Source organism: Bradyrhizobium sp. 45, from assembly GCF_023073155.1.
Taxonomy (GTDB): Bacteria; Pseudomonadota; Alphaproteobacteria; order Rhizobiales; family Xanthobacteraceae; genus Bradyrhizobium; species Bradyrhizobium canariense_D.
Genome location: NZ_JADPIX010000143.1, coordinates 222,785 through 241,101, shown reverse-complemented (window position 1 = coordinate 241,101; position 18,317 = coordinate 222,785). Strand labels below are relative to the sequence as shown.

At 63.6% G+C, this 18,317-nt stretch carries 14 protein-coding genes; 5 read left to right on the top strand and 9 right to left on the bottom strand.

Translation table 11 applies throughout. The annotated features are described in order from the left end of the window. Position 1: 1 nt before the first annotated feature. From hpnE to IVB42_RS33615, 4 genes are all read right to left on the bottom strand, one after another. Complete coding sequence (gene hpnE, locus IVB42_RS33630; RefSeq protein WP_085352235.1) at positions 2-1,255, bottom strand: hydroxysqualene dehydroxylase HpnE; 1,254 nt, start codon at positions 1,253-1,255, stop codon at positions 2-4. Beyond that, positions 1,255-2,094 carry a presqualene diphosphate synthase HpnD gene (gene hpnD / locus IVB42_RS33625; protein ID WP_247394062.1) on the bottom strand — a complete coding sequence of 280 codons (840 nt, stop codon included), beginning with the start codon at positions 2,092-2,094 and terminating at the stop codon, positions 1,255-1,257. The genes hpnE and hpnD overlap by 1 nt, the downstream gene beginning before the upstream one ends. Continuing rightward, positions 2,084-2,968, bottom strand: a complete 885-nt coding sequence (hpnC, locus tag IVB42_RS33620) for a squalene synthase HpnC (RefSeq protein WP_018456924.1) — start codon at positions 2,966-2,968, stop codon at positions 2,084-2,086. Before hpnC ends, hpnD begins: the two co-directional genes overlap by 11 nt. Before the next feature lie 193 nt (positions 2,969-3,161). Next, positions 3,162-3,395 (bottom strand): hypothetical protein, encoded by a 234-nt coding sequence (locus IVB42_RS33615; RefSeq protein WP_007593627.1) that lies wholly within the window; start codon positions 3,393-3,395, stop codon positions 3,162-3,164. A 459-nt stretch (positions 3,396-3,854) separates the two neighbouring features. Between IVB42_RS33615 and IVB42_RS33610 the strand changes: the two genes are divergently transcribed. Continuing rightward, positions 3,855-4,352, top strand: a complete 498-nt coding sequence (locus IVB42_RS33610) for a hypothetical protein (protein ID WP_018456925.1) — start codon at positions 3,855-3,857, stop codon at positions 4,350-4,352. 121 nt (positions 4,353-4,473) lie between these two features. On the opposite strand, the gene IVB42_RS33605 is transcribed toward IVB42_RS33610, so the two are convergent. From IVB42_RS33605 to IVB42_RS33590, 4 genes are all read right to left on the bottom strand, one after another. Next, positions 4,474-6,840 (bottom strand): MMPL family transporter, encoded by a 2,367-nt coding sequence (locus IVB42_RS33605; RefSeq protein WP_018456926.1) that lies wholly within the window; start codon positions 6,838-6,840, stop codon positions 4,474-4,476. Positions 6,841-7,046: 206 nt separating this feature from the next. Continuing rightward, a complete protein-coding gene (gene eutC, locus IVB42_RS33600) occupies positions 7,047-7,832 on the bottom strand; it encodes an ethanolamine ammonia-lyase subunit EutC (protein WP_085362342.1) in 786 nt (261 codons plus the stop codon). Positions 7,833-7,838: 6 nt separating this feature from the next. Further along, the gene (locus tag IVB42_RS33595; RefSeq protein ID WP_247471872.1) at positions 7,839-9,425 is read right to left on the bottom strand and encodes a B12-binding domain-containing radical SAM protein; all 1,587 of its coding nucleotides are present in this window, start codon (positions 9,423-9,425) and stop codon (positions 7,839-7,841) included. A 151-nt stretch (positions 9,426-9,576) separates the two neighbouring features. Then, the gene (locus IVB42_RS33590; RefSeq protein WP_247394067.1) at positions 9,577-10,959 is read right to left on the bottom strand and encodes an ethanolamine ammonia-lyase subunit EutB; all 1,383 of its coding nucleotides are present in this window, start codon (positions 10,957-10,959) and stop codon (positions 9,577-9,579) included. 219 nt (positions 10,960-11,178) lie between these two features. On the opposite strand from IVB42_RS33590, the gene IVB42_RS33585 reads away from it, so the two are divergent. From IVB42_RS33585 to IVB42_RS33575, 3 genes are all read left to right on the top strand, one after another. Beyond that, positions 11,179-12,918: a HAMP domain-containing methyl-accepting chemotaxis protein gene (locus IVB42_RS33585; protein WP_247394584.1), complete on the top strand. Its 1,740-nt coding sequence runs from the start codon at positions 11,179-11,181 to the stop codon at positions 12,916-12,918. Between the two features lie 409 nt (positions 12,919-13,327). After that, complete coding sequence (locus tag IVB42_RS33580) at positions 13,328-13,642, top strand: hypothetical protein (protein WP_018456931.1); 315 nt, start codon at positions 13,328-13,330, stop codon at positions 13,640-13,642. Between the two features lie 169 nt (positions 13,643-13,811). Continuing rightward, a complete protein-coding gene (locus IVB42_RS33575; RefSeq protein ID WP_247300316.1) occupies positions 13,812-15,716 on the top strand; it encodes an AI-2E family transporter in 1,905 nt (634 codons plus the stop codon). Positions 15,717-15,826: 110 nt separating this feature from the next. Here IVB42_RS33575 and IVB42_RS33570 read toward each other — a convergent pair whose 3' ends face one another. Further along, positions 15,827-16,318: a septal ring lytic transglycosylase RlpA family protein gene (locus IVB42_RS33570; protein WP_026233268.1), complete on the bottom strand. Its 492-nt coding sequence runs from the start codon at positions 16,316-16,318 to the stop codon at positions 15,827-15,829. A 630-nt stretch (positions 16,319-16,948) separates the two neighbouring features. Here IVB42_RS33570 and IVB42_RS33565 point away from each other — a divergent pair. After that, positions 16,949-18,286, top strand: coding sequence for an epoxide hydrolase (locus IVB42_RS33565; protein WP_247394070.1), 1,338 nt, complete (start codon positions 16,949-16,951; stop codon positions 18,284-18,286). Positions 18,287-18,317 lie beyond the last annotated feature (31 nt).

Below are 18,317 nucleotides of genomic sequence, written 5' to 3'. Positions count from 1 at the left end.
ACTATCCCTTGGCGGCCAGAACCAGATCGGCGGCGCGATCACCGGATCGGACCGATCCCTCGATGGTTGCAGGCAATCCCGTAGCAGTCCAATCGCCTGCAAGAAACAGGTTTTTCAGCGCAGTGACCGGCCCTGGACGCAGGGCATTCTGCGCCGGCGTCGCCGCAAATGTGGCACGGCGCTCGCGCACGATCTGCCAGGGGGGCAGCTCGCCGGAAACACCGCCCGCCTTGCAGACGTCGTTCCAGATCGCCTGCGCGAGTTCCTCGCGCGGCATGTCGACCAGACGGTCGCCGTTGCTGATGGTGACGGACAGCCGGTTCGGGAACGAAAACAGCCATTCCACGACGCCGCCGATCACGCCGAGGATCGGTGCCGATCCCGCCGGCGGCTCGACGCGGAAATGCGCATTCACGATGGCGCGGAATTCGGTCGGCGTCTTCAGGCCCGGCAGCAGGTTGGAGGCAGCGCGCGGCGGCACCGCCATCACGACGACGTCGCCTTCGCTGATCTGGATCACATCCTCGCCGCCGAAATTCAGCGCGCCGACCTTGCCGTCATGGGTCGCAAACGAGCGCAGCTCATGGCCGAGCTGAACGCTGTGCCCGCGCCCCTGCAGGAACGTCACGGCGGGCTCGATCAGTACCGCGCTGAGCCCGTCGCGCGCGATCAGGGGACGGCAGGCCTGCCCGCCGGCGAGCAGCGTCTCGCGCACGATCGCGCCGGCAAGCCCCGCCGAGCCTTCGGGTGGATCGACGTTGAGGGCCGCGAGCAGCAGAGGCTGCACCAGGCGCTGATAGAGAACGCCTTCGCACGGAATTGACTTGCCGACCAGCGTCTCTTCCGATGCCCAGATCAGCGGCGCCAGCTTCAGATAATCGGTCAGCCCAGTGTCGGGGACGCGGCGGCTCTCGTCGAGCACCCAGGTCGGGAGCCGGCCGTCGCCGAGGTCGATCTGCCAGCGCTGCCCGGTCTTGAGATCGACGAAGGGAAACTGCGCGCGCTCCGGACCGACGAGGCCCGCCTCGGTCCCGATCGAACGCGCATAGGCGCGCGCATGGCTATTGCCGGACAGCAGCAGATGGTTGCCGTTGTCGATGGTGAGATTGGTGGCGCCGTCGAAATAGGAACGGCAACGGCCGCCGGCCTGCTGCGTCGCTTCGTGCACGGCGACCTTGAAGCCGGCATTGGCAAGTCGCACGGCGACGGAGAGGCCGGAGATTCCAGCGCCAATGATGTGAGCTGTTTTTTGCATCAGATGAGAGCGTATCGGAGCAGGATGGCGATACGTGTGATCTTCGACACACGCACCGGCTCGCGCGGCGCGTTGAACCCGCGCGCGATCAGGAGATCCAGAATGGCATGATAGTATTTCGACATCATCCGCGGCGCGCGCACCGCGCGGCGCCGGTTGCGGTTCATGATCTCGTCCGACTTCTCGAAATACACCTTTGCGCGCTGCGCCAGTGGCAGGCAGACCTTCGGCAGCGCGCGCTCGACGATCACGCGGTCCGGATCGTTGGAGGTGATGCCGGCATGCAGCAGCGCTTCGCGCGGCAGATAGAGCCGGCCGAGGCCCGCGTCCTCGTCGATGTCGCGCAGGATGTTGGTGAGCTGGAGCGCGCGGCCGAGATGATGGGCGAGCTCGATGCCGTCTTCTTCTGGCAAGCCGAAGACCCGGACCGACAGCCGCCCTACGGCGCTCGCGACGCGATCGCAGTAGAGATCCAGCGTCGCCATGTCGGGCGCGCGGATGTCCTGCGGCACGTCCATCTCCATGCCGTCGACGATGGCGAGGAAATCCTCGCGCTTGAGGCCGAAGGTCTTCACCGAGGTGACGTAGTCCTTCAGCCGCGGCGGCGGATTGCCCTGGTAGAGCGCATCGATGTCGTTGCGCCACGCCTGAAGGGCGGCGAGCCGTTCGTCGCGCGGGCCATCGGAATCGGCGATGTCGTCGACCTGGCGGCAGAAGCTGTAGATCTGGAACATCGCTTCACGCTGGTCGTGCGGCAGGATGCGCATCGCGACGTAGAACGAACTGCCGGATGCGGTCGAGCCATAATTTGCGCCGGGCGAGGTCGCCTCAAGCGTCATGTGCAGTCCCCGGTCTGGAAATGGCCTTGCGTCCGACCGTGCGGCGGCCGACTTCGCCGATCATGCCGGCGAGGCTGAAGGTGAGGAGCTCGAGCTTGTTCAGGTGCACGCGCTCGCGCAGGGGATCGCGCACCTTCAACAGGCGCACGATGCGGTCGGCATAGGCCTGGATCACCGAGACCTCGACGCCGAGGCGGAAATCCCGGATCTCCGCAGCTAGCGACCTGCCCTCGGCGAGCAGCGCTTCGTTGCGGACGGCGAGAGCCTGAAGGCAGGCCAGCATCGCCGGTGGCGACTGCGCCAGTCCGAGCTGCTCGACCGAGGCGCCACTCGCGGCCAGCGCATCGCGCGGCAGATAGACGCGGTTGAGCTCGCGGAAATCCTTGCCGCAATCCTGGAGGTGGTTGTTGATCTGCAGCGCTGCGCAGAGCGCATCTGACGCGGCCCAGGTCGAGGTGCTCTCACCATGGACGTCGAGCATGAAGCGGCCGACCGGCATCGCCGAGTAGCGGCAATAATGGATGACCTCGTCCCAATTCTCGTAGCGCAACTTGGTCACGTCCATACGGAACGCGATGAGCACGTCGAGCGCGTGGCGCGACGCCATGCCGCGTTCGGCCAGTGCGTGCCGCAGGCTGACGGCCTCGGCCTGGGTGTCGCCTTTGCCGAGCAATTCCGCCTCGAGCAGGTCGAGATAAGCGAGCTTCTCGTCCGGCGGCAGCGTGGCGTGGTCGGCGATGTCGTCGGCGGTGCGGACGAAATTGTAATACGCCAGGATCAGCGCGCGATGACGCGGATGAATGATCCAGGACGCGACGGGAAAATTCTCGTCGCGCTCACCCTTGCCGGATCGCAATTCGCTCGCAGAGGTCATCGAGGGCTGGTCTACAATCGTTTGGACAGGAAGGGCTTTTTCGCTCGCGCGAGCCCGTGCGGGCGATGCCGCCGCGGCCCCCATATAGGGGAATACGGCCGCAAAACCAATCCTGTCTCTCGATGGCTGCCCTTTGCGGATCAGGTCCGAAAAGGCGGCCCCGGGGCCGCCTTTTGTGGGCCAGTGGCCGAGCTTACTGGTTGTGGTTCTTCAGGACCTGGTCGCAGGCCTGAGAGATCTTGGCCCGGTTCTCCTTGAGGCAGGCCAGGATGGTGAAATCACCCTGGTCGATGACCGGACGGCAGAGCTTCTGCACATCGCGCGAGCAGGCCTTCTGCTCGGCGTCCGTGCCGCGCCCTTGCTGGGCGAACGCTGCGGTCGAGAGGGAGGCCGACAGCAAGGTGAGAGCGACGAGAAGCTTACGCATTGTATTCCTTCATTCTGACGGCAGAATCGCACCAATCCCGGACAGCACAGGGCGACGACCGGAGCGGATTGTTCTGATGGCAAGTCGCCGCGGGAGGAGCGGCCTCGGAGAAGGCACAAGCACTGGCAAATGCGGCCAAATTGGCGCCACGTCCACCAAATCAGGGCTTCCCTGCGTCTTCTCTGGCAAATGTAAGAGACTGATAGTACGTCATAATTCAGGTGCGCCGCGTTTTGCTGCGCACCTGTTGCAGAGCTGCATCTCTCGATACCGCCTCGGGACCAAGAAACATGCCGAAATACGACAAATCGAGAGGTGGAAGCATGGCGCAAGGCGTCGTGAACTGCCATCTCTGGCAGTCGGGCATTGAACCTGTCACTGGCTCGGAACACTAAACTTTCGATGTAGCGAGACGTTCTTCGTGAGAAGCGGACGTCGTTCTAAACGGGATATTTTGAGATGAAATTCTTTGGACGGACTGAACTGGCAATCAAGGCGGCCGGCATCGGCGCTGCGCTGCTCTTCTCGGTTTCGACAAGTCAGGCTCAGTCGTCCGGACCGTTTGCAGGTTTCGAGGGCGCATGGACCGGGACGGGTACGGTGTCGCTGTCCGACGGCTCGACCGAGCGCATCCGCTGCAAGGCGGACTACAAGGTTGCCGGCACCGGTCTCAGTCTCAAGCAGGCGTTGCACTGCGCCTCCGACAGCTACAAGTTCGACCTCACCAGCGATGTGACCAGCCAAGGCGAGCGCATCTCCGGCAATTGGAGCGAGACCAACCGCAACATCTTCGGCAATCTCCAAGGCACTGCCGGTGGCGGCCAGATCGAGGTGTTCGTCGAGGCCAACGGCTTTGCCGCCAATTTGTCGCTGCGCACCAACGGCACCAAGCAGACGGTGCAGATCTCATCCAAGGGCGAGATTCGCGGCGTCAACATCACGATGACGAAGGGCTGACAGCTCTTTCCGCTTCGAAAGCGACAAGCCCCGGTTCTCGCGAACCGGGGCTTGTTGTTTTTCGGAGGCGCGGCGCAATCGTCCGGACCGCGCCGATTCCGTGTCCGATGGATGCAGCCGCTCAGATCGCCGGCTTGTCGGTGCCCTGAAGCTTGGCGTGCAGATTGATCAACCACATCGCCGTCGGCCGCAGGATGAAGAGGTCGGCGACGAGCGCCATCACCATCGAGAAGGCGCTGAGCCAGCCGAACAGCCGTAGCGACGGCAGATCGGAGAACACCGTGACGACGAGACCGCAGGCCAGCACCAACGTGGTCAGGATCAAGGCCGGGCCGACCAGCACGGTCGCGCGCTCCACTGCGAGCGCCGAGCCGACGCCCGGCTTGCTCTCGAGCCTGAGGCGGTTGAGGAAGTGGATGGTGGCGCTTAAGCCCAGGCCGAACGAAACGGTCAGAGCTACGACACTGGCAAATTGCAGTCCCTCGTCCATCGCCCACAGCACTGTTCCCGACATCACGACGGGGAAGATGCCCGGCAGGATGCAGGCGAACATCACGACCCAGGAACGGAAGGCAAGGCCGATGAAAATCGCGACCAGCGCGAATTCGACGGTGAGCCCGCGGTTGAGCTTCTCGATCATGCCGGCCGAATTGCGCGCGGCAATCGCGGCAAGACCCGTGACCGCCACTTCATAGCCGGGATGCTTCTTGCGGACGGCGTCGAGCTCGGTATCGAGCTTGTCGACGATCGGCAGGAGCTGGCTGGAATCCTTGTCCGGCACGCGACCTGCGACCACGACCGCGTCCTGCTCGGCATCGATGAACCGGCGCACCAGATGCTCCGGAATGACGCTGACATATTCCTTCAGGGTCGCGACGTCGGCGCTGCCGGCCTTGTCCGCGAGCCAGCGGCGCAGGGTCTCGACCGACCAGACATTGCCGACACCGGCGGCCTTCTCCACCGTCGCGTGCACGTCCGCGATGGTCTGCAGCGTCTCCGGCGAATAGAGCGATTCACCCTTGGGGAACTGGATCAGAACGTTGACCGGGTTGGCGCCGGTGAGCTTGGCGTCGAGCCGGTCGCTGGCCGCGACCGCTTGGCGCTTGTCCGGCACCTGGTCGGCGAGCCGGTAGCGCGGCTCCAGATTTGCGTAGATGACGCCGAGGCCCGCCACGAACACCACCGCGATCAGGCTGAACAGGCCGGGACGGCCCACCATGCGCACCGCGATCCAGTAGCAGAAATTACGCAGCGCTTGTACGCCGGCATCCGCGCTCTGGAACTTGGTCGCAAAGACCTTCTCGTTGCGCACGAGCAGCACGCCGAACACCGGCACGAGCGACAACACCGCAACCAGCGCGATGATGGTGGCGGCGAGACCCGCCTCGCCGAACTTGCGGATCAGATCGGAGTCGGAGAACTGGAGCGCGATGAAGGAAATGCCTGCGGTGCCGTGCGTCAGCACGCAGGCCGGTCCCACCACCAGCACCGCGTTCTTGAATGCGGTGAACTTGTCCTGGCCCGCGATCAGCCGGTCGCGCGCGGCGAAGGTGAGCTGCATCGAGTCCGAGAAGCTGATGACCATGATGAGCGGCGTCATCACGTTCAGGAACATGTTGAGATTGAAATTGGCCCAGCCGAGCGCGCCGAGCGCCAGCAGGATCGCGATCATCGGCGGGAACGCCGCCGCCACCATGAACGAGATTTTGCGGAAGAAGATGATGGCGATGACACAGCCGGCGAGAATGCCGAGGATGTTGTAGGTGAGCCCGTCGCGCTCGACCGCGTTGCGGATCTCGAGCTGCATCACCGGCACGCCGGAAAGCTGCACGTTGAGCCCGGTGTCACTGAGGTCTTCCTTTATCAGCGCGCGGATGTCGGCGACGGTCTTGGTCAGCTTGTTGGAGGCGACCACCTCCGGATCGAGCGACAGCACGATCAGCGCCAGCGTGCCGTCCTCGGACAACAGCTTGCCGCGGATGATCTCGTTGGCTTTGACGCCCTCGATGAACTTGTCATAGGCCTCGCCCTCGGGCAGCTCGGGCGGGAACAGTGCGGCGGGAAGCTTGCCCGGAGCGGGCGCCTGACGCGCGGAGAACAGCGAGACCAGTCCGCGCGTACCCTCGACCAGCTGCATGTCGGTGACGAAGTCGCGCAGCTTCTCGAGGTTGTTCCGGGCCAGCAGGGTCTTGCCCTCGACTACGACGAGGACATCGAATTCCTCGGCCGGGAACTTCTTGGTCACCGCTTCGTACTGGCGGAATTCCGGCGTGTTGGACCGGAACAGCTGCGACAGCGAATCGTCGATCTTGATCCGGTGGATGCCAAACACGGCGCCGACGATCAGCACGAGCAGGACGACGCAGGAGACGATGGGCGCCCGGACTGCGATCAGCCCGATGCGCTCCAGCCCGAAGGCGATCGAGGACGCAGGTCCCTGCTCGACCTTGTCGACATGAACCTCACTCTCGCTGTGCTTTTCGAGCATGCCTTGTCCAGTTCCTAAATCGGCTCGGGTCTGTGAGCTTGTCGCGCCCCGCGAACGGCTTGAAAATGCCATACCAATGGGAGGCTTGCCCTTTGAAAATGCGCAGAAAATCGCTGCGAGGGGTTTAGCAGGTCAATCGCCCTTCTCGCAAGCAGGCGGAGTGTGGCCGAATCGATCAAGATGTGGCGATTTTGCCTTAATGCCCTTCATCCGGGCAAAGCCGTGCCAATTCGACGCGGCGCCCGGTCTGCGCTCTCGTCCTTCAGCGCCACACCGCTCACTTCCCGCGCGAGCCCCTCGCGGACCAGCCAGGCGATCTTGAAGGCAGCCTCGTCATAGCTCAACCCGGCCTTGTGGATGTTCGACACGCAATTGCGCTCGGCATCGGTACGGCCCGGCTTCGGGGCGAACGTCAGATAGGCGCCGAGACTGTCGGGCGCCGACAGGCCCGGCCGCTCGCCGATCAGCATCACGACCATGCGCGCGCCGAGAATGGCGCCGATCTCGTCGCCGAGCGCGACGCGCGCGCCTGAGGCGACGACGACATGGCCGATCGCGACACCATCGTCGGCCGCGAGCAACGGCAGCAGGCGCATCACCAGCGCGGCCGCATGGGCGTGGACCGCCGCCGCCGACAGGCCGTCGCCAATCACGAGTGCGAGTTGGCACGGCTCCGAGGCGCTCCGCGCCAAGGACTCGGCTGATCCGGCATCGAGCCGTCTGCCCAGATCGGGCCGCCGCAGATAGTCCCCGCGGTCGACCGCCCGGCTGTTCGCCTCGGTGACGACGAGGCCAAGCGCGCAGAGATCCGCGACCAGCCGCGGCGCATCGAACACGGCGTGTACGGCATCGCGGGCGCGGGCGTGGTCCAGTGTGAAATCGAGCAGTGCCCGCGTCGGCAGGCTCGCGCCGCTGCGCCCCAGCGCCACGCGCGCGGGCGTGAGCGAACGCAGATCGAGGGTCGGACGACGCGGGATGGCCGGATCAGACATGTCGCATCATTCGGCGGGGACGGAGGCCTCGCGTAGCCGGATCGAATAGTTCGAGGCGTTTTGCTGGCCGGTCGAGGCCGCCCGCGCAAAAGTGATGAGATGGTGCGCGATCAGGGTGCAGCCGATCAGCCCTTCGAGATCACCGCGCTTGATGCGGCCCAGCGCGAACTTCCAGAACACGCGCTTGTAGTCGCCGAGCACGCCGACCTTCCAGAAGATGTTTCGCAGCATGACGAGGCCGCGCCTGATGTTGGTCCAGGTCTTCATCTCGTCCGGCGTTGGCATCTTGAGGCGGTGCACGTAAACGTGGTCGCATTGATACTGGAAGCGCCCGTAGACCTTCTCGGGCTCGTAGGCGACGGCCATGGCGTGCTTCCAGGACGCAACGACGTCGTCGTAGGGCAACAGGAAGTCAACATTGGAATCGCGCCCGTCGTCCTCGACCAGGCGCCCCTCGCGCTCCAGACGGTCCCACAGCGGCGTCTTCGGCAGCGCCTGAAGCAGGTTGATCGTGAGCAGCGGAATTCGGGACTCCTCGACAAAGGCGAGCAGCGCCTCCGAAGTGTTCGGCTTGTCGGTGTCGAGCCCCATGATGATGCCGGACACGACCTCCATGCCGTAGGAGTTGATGGTTTGCACGCCCTCGAGGATCGGGACCATCATGTTGTGGTCCTTGTGCATCGCCTTCAGCGCATCGGGGTCGGGCGTCTCGATGCCGCAGAAGATGGTGACGAAATAGGCCTCGCGCATCTTCTCGAGGATTTCCGGCCGCTTGGCGATGTTGAGCGTCGCCTCGCAGGCGAGCCGCACCATGTAGCCGGTCCTCTTCTGCCATTCGATCAGATGCGGCAGGAGGTCGAGCGCCGCCTTGCGGTTGCCGATGAAATTGTCGTCGACGAAATAGACCGTGTCGGTCATGCCGCATTCCCGCAGGCGGTCGAGTTCGGCGATGATCTGCTCCGGCGACTTGAGGCGCGGGTTGCGGCCATAGAGGCCGGGGATGTCGCAGAACTCGCACTGATACGGACAGCCGCTGGAATACTGGATGCTGCCGAGGAAGTATTTCTTCACGTCGGCGAGCTCGTAGGCCGGGATCGGAAACTCCGTCATCGGCACGCGGTCCTTGGTGGTCAGAACCACCTGGGTCTCGGGACGCGAGATGTCGCGCGACAGTATCTCGAGCAGCTGATTGGTGGCGTCGCCGAGCTCGCCGACATGGAGATAGTCGAAGGATGGATAGTAGTTCGGGCAGGCGCTGACGGAGGGGCCGCCGAGCGCGACCGGCAGATCGAACTCGTGGGCGCGGCGGCAGATATCGTTCATCTGCTGGCGCTGGATGTGCATGCCGCTGACGAAGACCGCCTCGGCCCATTCGAACTCGTCTCTGGTCGTACGGCGAAGGTTCTCGTCGACGAATTTGACCTGCCATTCCTCGGGCAGATAGGCCGCGAGCAGCAAAAGTCCCTGCGGCGGCATGAAGGCGCGGACGCCATCGGTTAGTGGGTAGGAATGCTCGAACGTCCCGAACGACGATGTGTATCGCGGAAACACGCAGAGAATCCGCCGGGACGTCCCGTTACTTTCAGCTCGCATCAAAGCTCCCCCGCCACGCTCGACTTAGCTGCGGAAATTGCCAGACAGCTACATAGCGTAATGCTGCCGCCGGAATTTCTCAATATTGTGGCAGAGCTTAATTCCCTTGGGCACCAATGGTTTCCTCGGGCCACCGGGTGCTTCCGCCACGTCACGCGATCAACCGTGAGGCAAAATCGGGCAGCAGGCCTGCATCGCCGGCAAGACGGAAATCGGGGCCCGCAATGCCCGACCGCACCAGCCAGTCGTCGAATTCCGGCGCACGACGCAATCCGAAGACGTCGCGGACATAGAGCGCGTCGTGAAAAGACGTGGACTGATAGTTCAGCATGACGTCATCGGCGCCGGGGACACCCATGATGAAGGTGACGCCGGCGGCCGCAAGCAGCGTCAGCAGATTGTCCATGTCGTCCTGGTCCGCCTCGGCGTGGTTGGTGTAGCAGACGTCGATCCCAAGCGGCAGGCCGAGCAGCTTGCCGCAAAAGTGATCCTCCAGCCCGGCCCGGATGATTTCCTTGCCGTCGTAGAGATATTCCGGGCCGATGAAGCCAACCACGCTGTTGACCAGGAGGGGCGCAAAGGCGCGGGCCACCGCATAGGCGCGGGCCTCGCAGGTCTGCTGGTCGACGCCGTGATGGGCATTGGCCGATAGCGCCGAGCCCTGCCCGGTCTCGAAATACATCACGTTCTGCCCGACCGTGCCGCGCTTCTGCGACAGCCCGGCCTCTTGGGCCTCCTTGAGGAGCGCGAGGTCGACGCCGAAACTGCGGTTGGCGGCCTCGGTGCCGGCGACCGACTGGAACACGAGGTCGACCGGCGCCCCCTGCCCGATCAGCGACAGCGTCGTGGTGACATGGGTCAGCACGCAGGCCTGGGTCGGGATCTTCAGCCGCGCGATGACCTCGTCGAGCAGCCGCAGCAATTGGCCGATCACGGCCGGGTCGTTGCTCGCCGGGTTGATGCCGATGCAGGCATCGCCGGCGCCGAGCAGGATGCCGTCGAGGATGGAGGCGGTGATCCCTCTGGCGTCGTCGAAGGGATGGTTGGGCTGGAGCCGGGTGCTCATCCGGCCCTTCAGACCGATGGTGTTGCGGAAAGCGGTGGTGACCTCGCATTTCCGCGCCGCCAGGATCAAATCCTGGTTGCGCATCAGCTTCGACACCGCCGCCGCCATCTCCGGGGTGATGCCGCCGGCCAGCTTGCGTAGGATTTCGGGCGTCGCGGCGTCCGATAGCAGCCAGTCGCGAAAGGCGCCGACCGTCAGCGAAGCCACCGGCGCGAACGCCTTGGCGTCGTGGCTGTCGATAACGAGGCGGGTGACCTCGTCGGTCTCATAGGGGATGACGGCTTCCTGTAAGAACTGCCCGAGAGGGACGTCGGCCAGCACCATCCGCGCCGCGATCATCTGTTCGGCACTGGCGGCGGCGATCCCGGCCAGCCGGTCACCGGAGCGCGGCGGCGTCGCCTTGGCGAGCAGGTCGCGCAAATCCGGGAACGTGTACGTCGTGGCGTCGATGGTGTGGCGGTAGACCAAGGGTCTCTCCGGGGTTCGTCGGCCAAAGGCCGACTCCAGGGCAATCCCAAGACTATACCTTCAGATCAAGACGCTGAAATATCGACCTTTCTTTCGACCGAGGGCGAAGGAGGCCAAACCCGGCGTTAACGCCGCGTCCATCTTCATTCTGCATAGTTTTGCATTGATTTGTACGACTGCGCTCTCCGGCCGCTCCCGGCCATTCGGGCCCCTGAAACCATGAAAACCGACCAATCTGGGAATGCCGCCGGCCTCGCCGGCCGCTTCACGCTTGCCAACAAGCTCTACGCGATCTTCGCGCTGTTCGCGCTGCTCACGGCCGCGATCGCGATGCTGTCCGACTACAACAGCCGCCGCGGTGCCGAGCTGACCACCGCGATCGAGACCGCGAACGCCGCCGCGCTGAACGTTGAGCGGGTCAACTCGCTGGTCTATGCGGTCGTGATGGAATCACGCGGCGTCTACATGTCGACCGAACCGGCCGTGGTGAAGAAATACGGCGAGGGCCTGCTCAAGTTCAACGCCCAGATCCTCGACGTCGTGAAGCGCTGGGAGACCATCGTCAAGGCTGACGATGCCGAACAGTTCGCCACCTTCAAGAAGCGCATCGAGCAGTTCGTCGAGTTTCGCAAGGAGCTGGTGCGCCGCGGCGTCGAGATCAATGCGGCCGCGGGCCGCGAATGGGGCGACAACGACGCCAACCGCGCCGTGCGCTCGGCGCTGAACAAGGATCTCGAGGCGCTGTCCAAAGTCTATTCCGAGCGCGCGAGGCAAATCGCGCACGAGACCGAGACCAATCGCATCCTGTCCTTCGTCCTGACCTGCCTCGCCGGCGTGGCGCTCGCCCTCGTCGTGATCGGCATCGTCATCATCGCCCGCTCGATCGCACGCCCGCTCTCCGCCATCACCGCGACCATCAAGCAGGTCGCTGACGGCGCCGAGAACGTCGTGGTGCCCCACTCTGACCGCGCCGACGAGATCGGCGCACTGGCGCGCGCGATCCAGATCTTCCAGGACGCGATGGGGCGCAACCGCAACCTCGCCTCGCAGGTCTCGCAGGACTCCGCCGCGCGCGAGGAGCGCGCCCGCCACATCGAGCAATCCGTCGACGCGTTTCGCGAGGCGATCGGCGCGATCATGCGCGGCCTCAGCGACAACGCCTCCGTCATGCGCGAGACGGCGCAGACCATCACCCGCGTCACCGCGGACGCGAGCAGTCGCGCCGGCATGGCGGCGAACGCCACCGAACAGGCCTCGCACAACGTCACGGCGGTGGCAGGCGCGGCCGAGGAGCTGTCTGCGTCTGTTGTGGAGATCGGCCGGCAGGTGCGGCAATCCGCCAGTGCGGTCGAGCAGACCGGGCAGCGCACCGAGAAATCGATTGCCGAGATCGAGAGCCTGGCGGCCGCCACGCAACGCATCGACGGCGTGCTCAGCCTGATCCAGGCGATCGCCGAGCAGACCAATCTGCTCGCGCTCAATGCCACCATCGAAGCGGCGCGCGCGGGCGATGCTGGCCGCGGCTTTGCCGTCGTCGCACACGAAGTGAAGGCGCTCGCGGGGCAGACCGCGAAAGCGACCGCCGACATCAGCGAAAACGTCTCGATGATCCAGTCCTCCACCCGCAACGCGGTCGACGCCGTCCGCGAGATCGGCGGCGCGGTGCGCGAGATCAACGACGTCACCTCGGCGATCGCCGGCGCCATCAGCCAGCAGGACGCCGCCACGCGCGAGATCTCGTCCAACGCGCAATCGGCTGCCCAAGGCAACGAGACCCTCGTCGCCAACATCAGCTCGCTCCGCGACGCCATCGGCGAGACCGATACTGCGGCCTCCTCGGTGCTGAGGGCTGCGAGCAGCGTGACCGAGACGGCGGAGACGCTGTCGTGCGAGGTGGAGAAGTTCTTCCAGAACCTGCGCTCGGGCGCGGCGGACGGCCGCATCGCCAAGGCCGGGTAGCCGCACGTCCATCGCCAACAGAGCCGGCGGTGGGGTCGCTCCATCAAAAACGCGAAAACAACCCCATGCACAGTAGCCGGGGACAGCGATTTCAATGGCTTGGCTACCGCCCCGTCTTCTGCGGATTTGACGAATCTACTTGCTCCGTCGGGCAAAACAGGAGCATGATGTCAATGTTGGAGCTTTCCGCGCTGGGCCGGCAGGATCTCGAAGCCGATCTTCACAGAGACCGCGCGATGCCTCTCTCCGCAATCCCATCTTCCTCGCCAATCATGGCGAGTTCACCTGTCTTTCGGGCAGGGAATGCCTGCGAACAGAATGGCGGCAGCTGACGATATCTGTTCAGCCATGGAACCATTGGGTTCCCAGTCTATTGCCTCACTGACACATCACATTTGGGAGAAACACGATGAAATTTTTCACAGCCGCCCTGGCGGCCGCAGCAAGTACCCTTCTCGTGACCGCCGCTGCTGCAGCCCCGCTGTCTCCCACCCTGTCTGTCGCTCCGGACAGCAACATTCAGAACGTGCGCATGGTCTGCAACGAAGACGGTCGTTGCTGGCGCGAGCGCGGCGAACGCCGTGTCATCATCCGCGAAGGGCGCGATTCCTACGGATATGCGCCTCGCGAGCGCTACATCGAGCGGCGCGGCTATGAAGAGCGCAGCGGCATCGGCTTCCGCGCTCCCGGCGTGAGCGTCGGGATCGGCACCGACCGCTACTGAGATACGAATCCTGTGAATGCAAAAGCCGCGGAGCAATCCGCGGCTTTTTTGAACTCACTGGACGTCAACAAACTCGCCGCTTTTCCCGGCCTAGCGAGGAGCTGTGATCAGGCAGCCATTCAAAGCACGAACACCGGAAGAATTGATTTCGCTATTGAGCGCCGTGGCGATGGCCATTCTCGCCGCGATCATTGTCATGGTGCTGTATTATGGTCGCGAGATCATCATCCCCATAGCGCTGGCCGTCTTGCTCAGCTTCGTGCTGGCGCCCCTGGTTCGACTGGTTCAGCGTCTGCGCATTCCACGCAGTTTGGCTGTGGTGAGCGTGGTCGTGATCGCCTTCGCATTCATATTTGCGATGGGCAGTCTCCTTGCTACCCAACTCACGCAGCTGGCTGGCGATTTGCCGCGATATCAGTCCACAATAAGCGAGAAGATCCAATCCTTCCGTGAGACCACCGCTGGTCGAGGCACGCTCGAGCGGGCTTCGAGCATGTTGAAGGACCTCAGCAAAGAACTCGACAAGCCCAAGGAGGCCGCGAATTCGTTGGGCACCATAGCAGCTCCGAAAGCGGCCGCGCCGAGGCCCGTTCCTGTGGAAGTGCTTCAGCCCGATCCCGGCGCGCTGGAGAGCTTGCAAACGCTGATTTCACCCTTGCTTCATCCGCTCGCAACGACCGGGATCATCGTCATATTCGTGATCTTCATTTTGCTTCAACGCGAGGATCTTCGTAATCGTCTGATCAGGCTGGCCGGTTCGGATGACCTGCAGCGCACCACGGCTGCCCTTGATGACGCGGCGAGCCGCCTCAGCCGGCTTTTCCTTATCCAGCTTCTCGTGAACGGCAGCTTCGGCATCATCATCGGAACGGGTCTCTGGCTGATCGGCGTTCCAAGCGCGATCCTGTGGGGTATTCTGGCAGCAGTGCTGCGCTTCGTGCCTTACATCGGGGCGGTCATCGCCGCCGCCTTTCCTCTCGCTCTCGCGGTCGCGGTCGATCCAACCTGGACGATGCTGCTTTGGACGATCGCGCTGTTCGTGGTGGTGGAGCCCGTCGTCGGCCATGTGCTGGAGCCGATGGTCTATGGACACAGCACGGGACTGTCGCCGGTGGCCGTTGTGGCTTCTGCGACGTTCTGGACGGCGCTCTGGGGTCCGATCGGCCTCGTTCTGGCGACACCACTCACGGTGTGTCTCGTCGTACTGGGCCGCCATGTCGAGCGGCTGGAGTTCCTGGACGTCATGTTTGGAGACCGACCAGCACTCTCTCCGCCCGAGATATTCTATCAGCGGATGCTCGCCGGCGATCCGACAGAAGCATCGGCAAAAGCCGAGGAGTTCTTGAAGGAGCGATCTCTTAGCTCCTATTACGACGAAGTCGCCCTGCGAGGACTGCAACTGGCTCAAGTGGATGCCGAGCGCGGCGCTCTGGCTCCCGACCGGCTGACCAAAATCAGGGATGCGGTCCAGGAATTTGCCAATAACATTTCGGAGCAGGATGAGCGTCTGCCGCCGAAGGTCGGCCCGACAACAGATGTCGAAGCTACATCTGCCATAGAAGGCGTGGCTGAAGACGCGCCTTATGAGAGTCTGCGGGTTCTGCGCAAGGAGGACTTGCCCGCTGGATGGCAAGGCGAACATCCCGTCCTCTGTGTGGCCGGGCGAAATCCGATCGACGAAGCCGCTGCGATCATGCTGGCTCAACTGACCGGCGCGCATGGCTTGTCGGCCAGAGTCGAGGCAGCGGAAGCGTTGTCGACGGCGAATATCTTCCGGCTGGAGACCGACGGGGTCGCCATTGTCTGCCTCGTCTATATGGATGCAAGCAGCCCTGCCCATATGCGTTACTCGGTGCGACGGCTTCGCCGTAAATTGCCGAAGGCCACAATCATTCTGGGTTGCTGGATGAAGGACATCGAGCCAGCGGCGCTGGAAAGCCTGCGGGAAGGTGCCAAGGCGGATCTGGCTGCTGCAACTCTGGGCGGAGCGCTTAAACTCTGCATAGAGGCGACAGGTGTGGATGGCCTTGGCACAGGAGCCGAAGGCCAGATTTCGAAGATCACGGCCGCTTAGTAGTTTAGACGCGTAGACATGGCTGCTGCGGGCGCGCAGCAAACCGTGATGTCATCATGGCGATGGCGTCGGGACCTTCGGTCGTACTGCGCGACCTTCTGGTGCGACGTTCAGCCAACCGGTCCGGGGGTCCAATCGCCGCCGGCAAGCGGTCGGACTTTTACGTCAGGAATGACCCCGCGCTCCAGGCTCGGATCGAAATGGCGCATCGTCCGCTCATTGAAGTCGATGATGCGGCCAGGCCTTAGCGGTCCCACGTCATTTATCCTGACGATGACCTTCTTGCCGACGGCCTCGACGAGGGCGTATTTCGGCTTCGCGCCAAATTGGACCCCACCGAATTTCTTACGCAAGCTCGTCTTGATGGCAGCCGACCACACCGAGGGATCATAGCGCTCGCCGGAAGCCGTCTTCGGGCCGCCCTCCTCTTTGCCCGGCTTGAACGGATTGTACATGGATGCCGCGCCAACGATCGCTTCCCCGGAAGCGGCATCGTCGACAGCGTTTGAGTGAACCCCACCAGCTTCACATCGCGCTACAGAAACGGAAACGGCAAGCGCAATCATGGCGCCGCAAATTGCGGCGCTCGATCGGAACCCCATTATATCTCCTGTGATTTTCGATTGTTCAGTTCCGATGCCGCAAATCGTTTTGCGGGTCGAGCCAACCCCTGGCTCCGGAACCGTTGGAGGAACCGCAATAGTTCCAGCACCGTGTTTTAGTTGTCGCCGTCTAAGACAGACATTGCGTCAACAGCATGACGACGAGAGCCGCGGCGAAATAGCGCGACATGACTCTCATAGCGCGACCAATCAGGATAATCGGTGCGCTCGCCCGCCTGACCGTGTTTTCATTCTCATCGGCGGGTTTTCGCAGAAGCGATCATCGCAGCGACGGAGGCTGCCACCTGGCGTGAGAAGGCTTGCTTGCGCGATGTCACAGAGGGAGTTTGCAATGTCCTCGCGCAGCAAGGCCCGCTGCTGAATGCGTTCATGGACAAGGAGCCGACGCACAGATCCGATCAGCTTGTCTACTCCGTCCTTGTCGGGGGACAAGGGACAGAACTGCTGAACTTGTCTTTCTTCACCTTGCCCCTGCATCAGTCGCAACTGCTCACAGCATCTAACAAGCCTTAACGAGCTATTGACCGGCTTCCGAGCCATGTTGCAGAGCCAGACGAAGGACTGCCCTGCTCCGCAGGCTCCGATCGCCTGAAGCCAGGAGGGTGTCCCATGCCGATGCCATACAATTCCGAGAACACCATCGACAGAAGCCGGCGCGCGCTTTTGAGCACCGTAGCGATTGGAGTTTCAGCGGCGATTTCCGCGAGCGTGTTTCCGCTGCGTGCAGCGGCGGCCGCGGGCGAAAGCACAATTCACCCCTTCCACATTGCCGTGCCGGAGGAGGACCTTGTCGAGCTTCGGCGGCGCGTTTTGGCGACGCGATGGCCTGATCGCGAGACTGTTTCCGATCAGTCCCAAGGTATCCCGCTGGCGAAGCTCCAGCCCCTCGTCAACTATTGGGGGACGGCCTACGACTGGCGCAAGATCGAAGCGAGGATGAATCGACTTCCGCAGTTCGTCACCAACATCGACGGCATCGACATCCACTTCATTCATGTCCGCTCCAAACATCCCAATGCCCTCCCTGTCCTCATAACCCATGGCTGGCCGGGATCGGTTTTCGAGCAGCTCAAGCTGATCGATCCACTCACCGATCCGACGGCCCATGCGGGCCGGGCCGAAGACGCGTTCGACGTCGTGATCCCCTCGATGCCCGGCTATGGCTTCTCCGGCAAGCCGGTCGATACCGGTTGGGGTCCCGACCACACAGCGCGCATCTGGGCGGAACTGATGAAGCGCCTGGGCTACACCCACTATGTCGCGCAGGGCGGCGACTGGGGCTCGCCGGTCTCGAGTGCGATGGCACGGCTGGCGCCGGCAGGCTTGCTCGGCATCCATATCAACTTGCCGGCGATCGTCCCGCCCGATATCGCCGCGATCCTCGCGGCCGGCGGGCCTGCTCCGGCAGACCTCTCCGCCAAGGAACGCGCGGCGTTCGATGCATTCAGTGCGGCCGGCAAGATGGGCAACCGGTCCTACGCGCTGATGATGGGAACGAGGCCGCAAACGATCGGCTACGGCTTGACGGATTCTCCCGCGGGCCTGGCAGCCTGGATGCTCGGACATCCCGGCTTCTCGCATTGGAAGTTCGACGACACCGACTCCGAAAAATCCCGCGACGAGGTGCTGGACGACATCACGCTGTACTGGTTGACGAACAGCGCCACCTCCTCGGCGCGACTTTACTGGGAATATAGCGGGCGCAGTCCCGCCCTTGCAGGTCCGGAGAAGACTGCGGAGATCTCACTGCCGGTGGCCATCACGGTCTTCCCGGGCGAGAGCTATCAAGCCCCGGAGACGTGGGCCCGGCGCGCCTATCGCAACCTGACCTACTTCCACGAGGTCGACAAAGGCGGTCATTTTGCTGCCTGGGAGCAGCCGGCGCTTTTCTCCGCCGAGCTGCGCGCCGCATTCAGGCCCCTTCGGCCCGCACATCTGGTCCAGTGACGGTGGTCAAGGCGCCGCCGGCAAGGTGTTC

Excerpts from the sequence above, each read along its gene's own strand:
- hpnE (WP_085352235.1), bottom strand. The coding sequence starts at position 1,255 with ATGCAAAAAACAGCTCACATCATTGGCGCTGGAATCTCCGGCCTCTCC.
- hpnD (WP_247394062.1), bottom strand. The coding sequence starts at position 2,094 with ATGACGCTTGAGGCGACCTCGCCCGGCGCAAATTATGGCTCGACCGCA.
- hpnC (WP_018456924.1), bottom strand. The coding sequence starts at position 2,968 with ATGACCTCTGCGAGCGAATTGCGATCCGGCAAGGGTGAGCGCGACGAG.
- IVB42_RS33615 (WP_007593627.1), bottom strand. The coding sequence starts at position 3,395 with ATGCGTAAGCTTCTCGTCGCTCTCACCTTGCTGTCGGCCTCCCTCTCG.
- IVB42_RS33610 (WP_018456925.1), top strand. The coding sequence starts at position 3,855 with ATGAAATTCTTTGGACGGACTGAACTGGCAATCAAGGCGGCCGGCATC.
- IVB42_RS33605 (WP_018456926.1), bottom strand. The coding sequence starts at position 6,840 with ATGCTCGAAAAGCACAGCGAGAGTGAGGTTCATGTCGACAAGGTCGAG.
- eutC (WP_085362342.1), bottom strand. The coding sequence starts at position 7,832 with ATGTCTGATCCGGCCATCCCGCGTCGTCCGACCCTCGATCTGCGTTCG.
- IVB42_RS33595 (WP_247471872.1), bottom strand. The coding sequence starts at position 9,425 with ATGCGAGCTGAAAGTAACGGGACGTCCCGGCGGATTCTCTGCGTGTTT.
- IVB42_RS33585 (WP_247394584.1), top strand. The coding sequence starts at position 11,179 with ATGAAAACCGACCAATCTGGGAATGCCGCCGGCCTCGCCGGCCGCTTC.
- IVB42_RS33580 (WP_018456931.1), top strand. The coding sequence starts at position 13,328 with ATGAAATTTTTCACAGCCGCCCTGGCGGCCGCAGCAAGTACCCTTCTC.
- IVB42_RS33575 (WP_247300316.1), top strand. The coding sequence starts at position 13,812 with ATGGCCATTCTCGCCGCGATCATTGTCATGGTGCTGTATTATGGTCGC.
- IVB42_RS33570 (WP_026233268.1), bottom strand. The coding sequence starts at position 16,318 with ATGGGGTTCCGATCGAGCGCCGCAATTTGCGGCGCCATGATTGCGCTT.
- IVB42_RS33565 (WP_247394070.1), top strand. The coding sequence starts at position 16,949 with ATGCCGATGCCATACAATTCCGAGAACACCATCGACAGAAGCCGGCGC.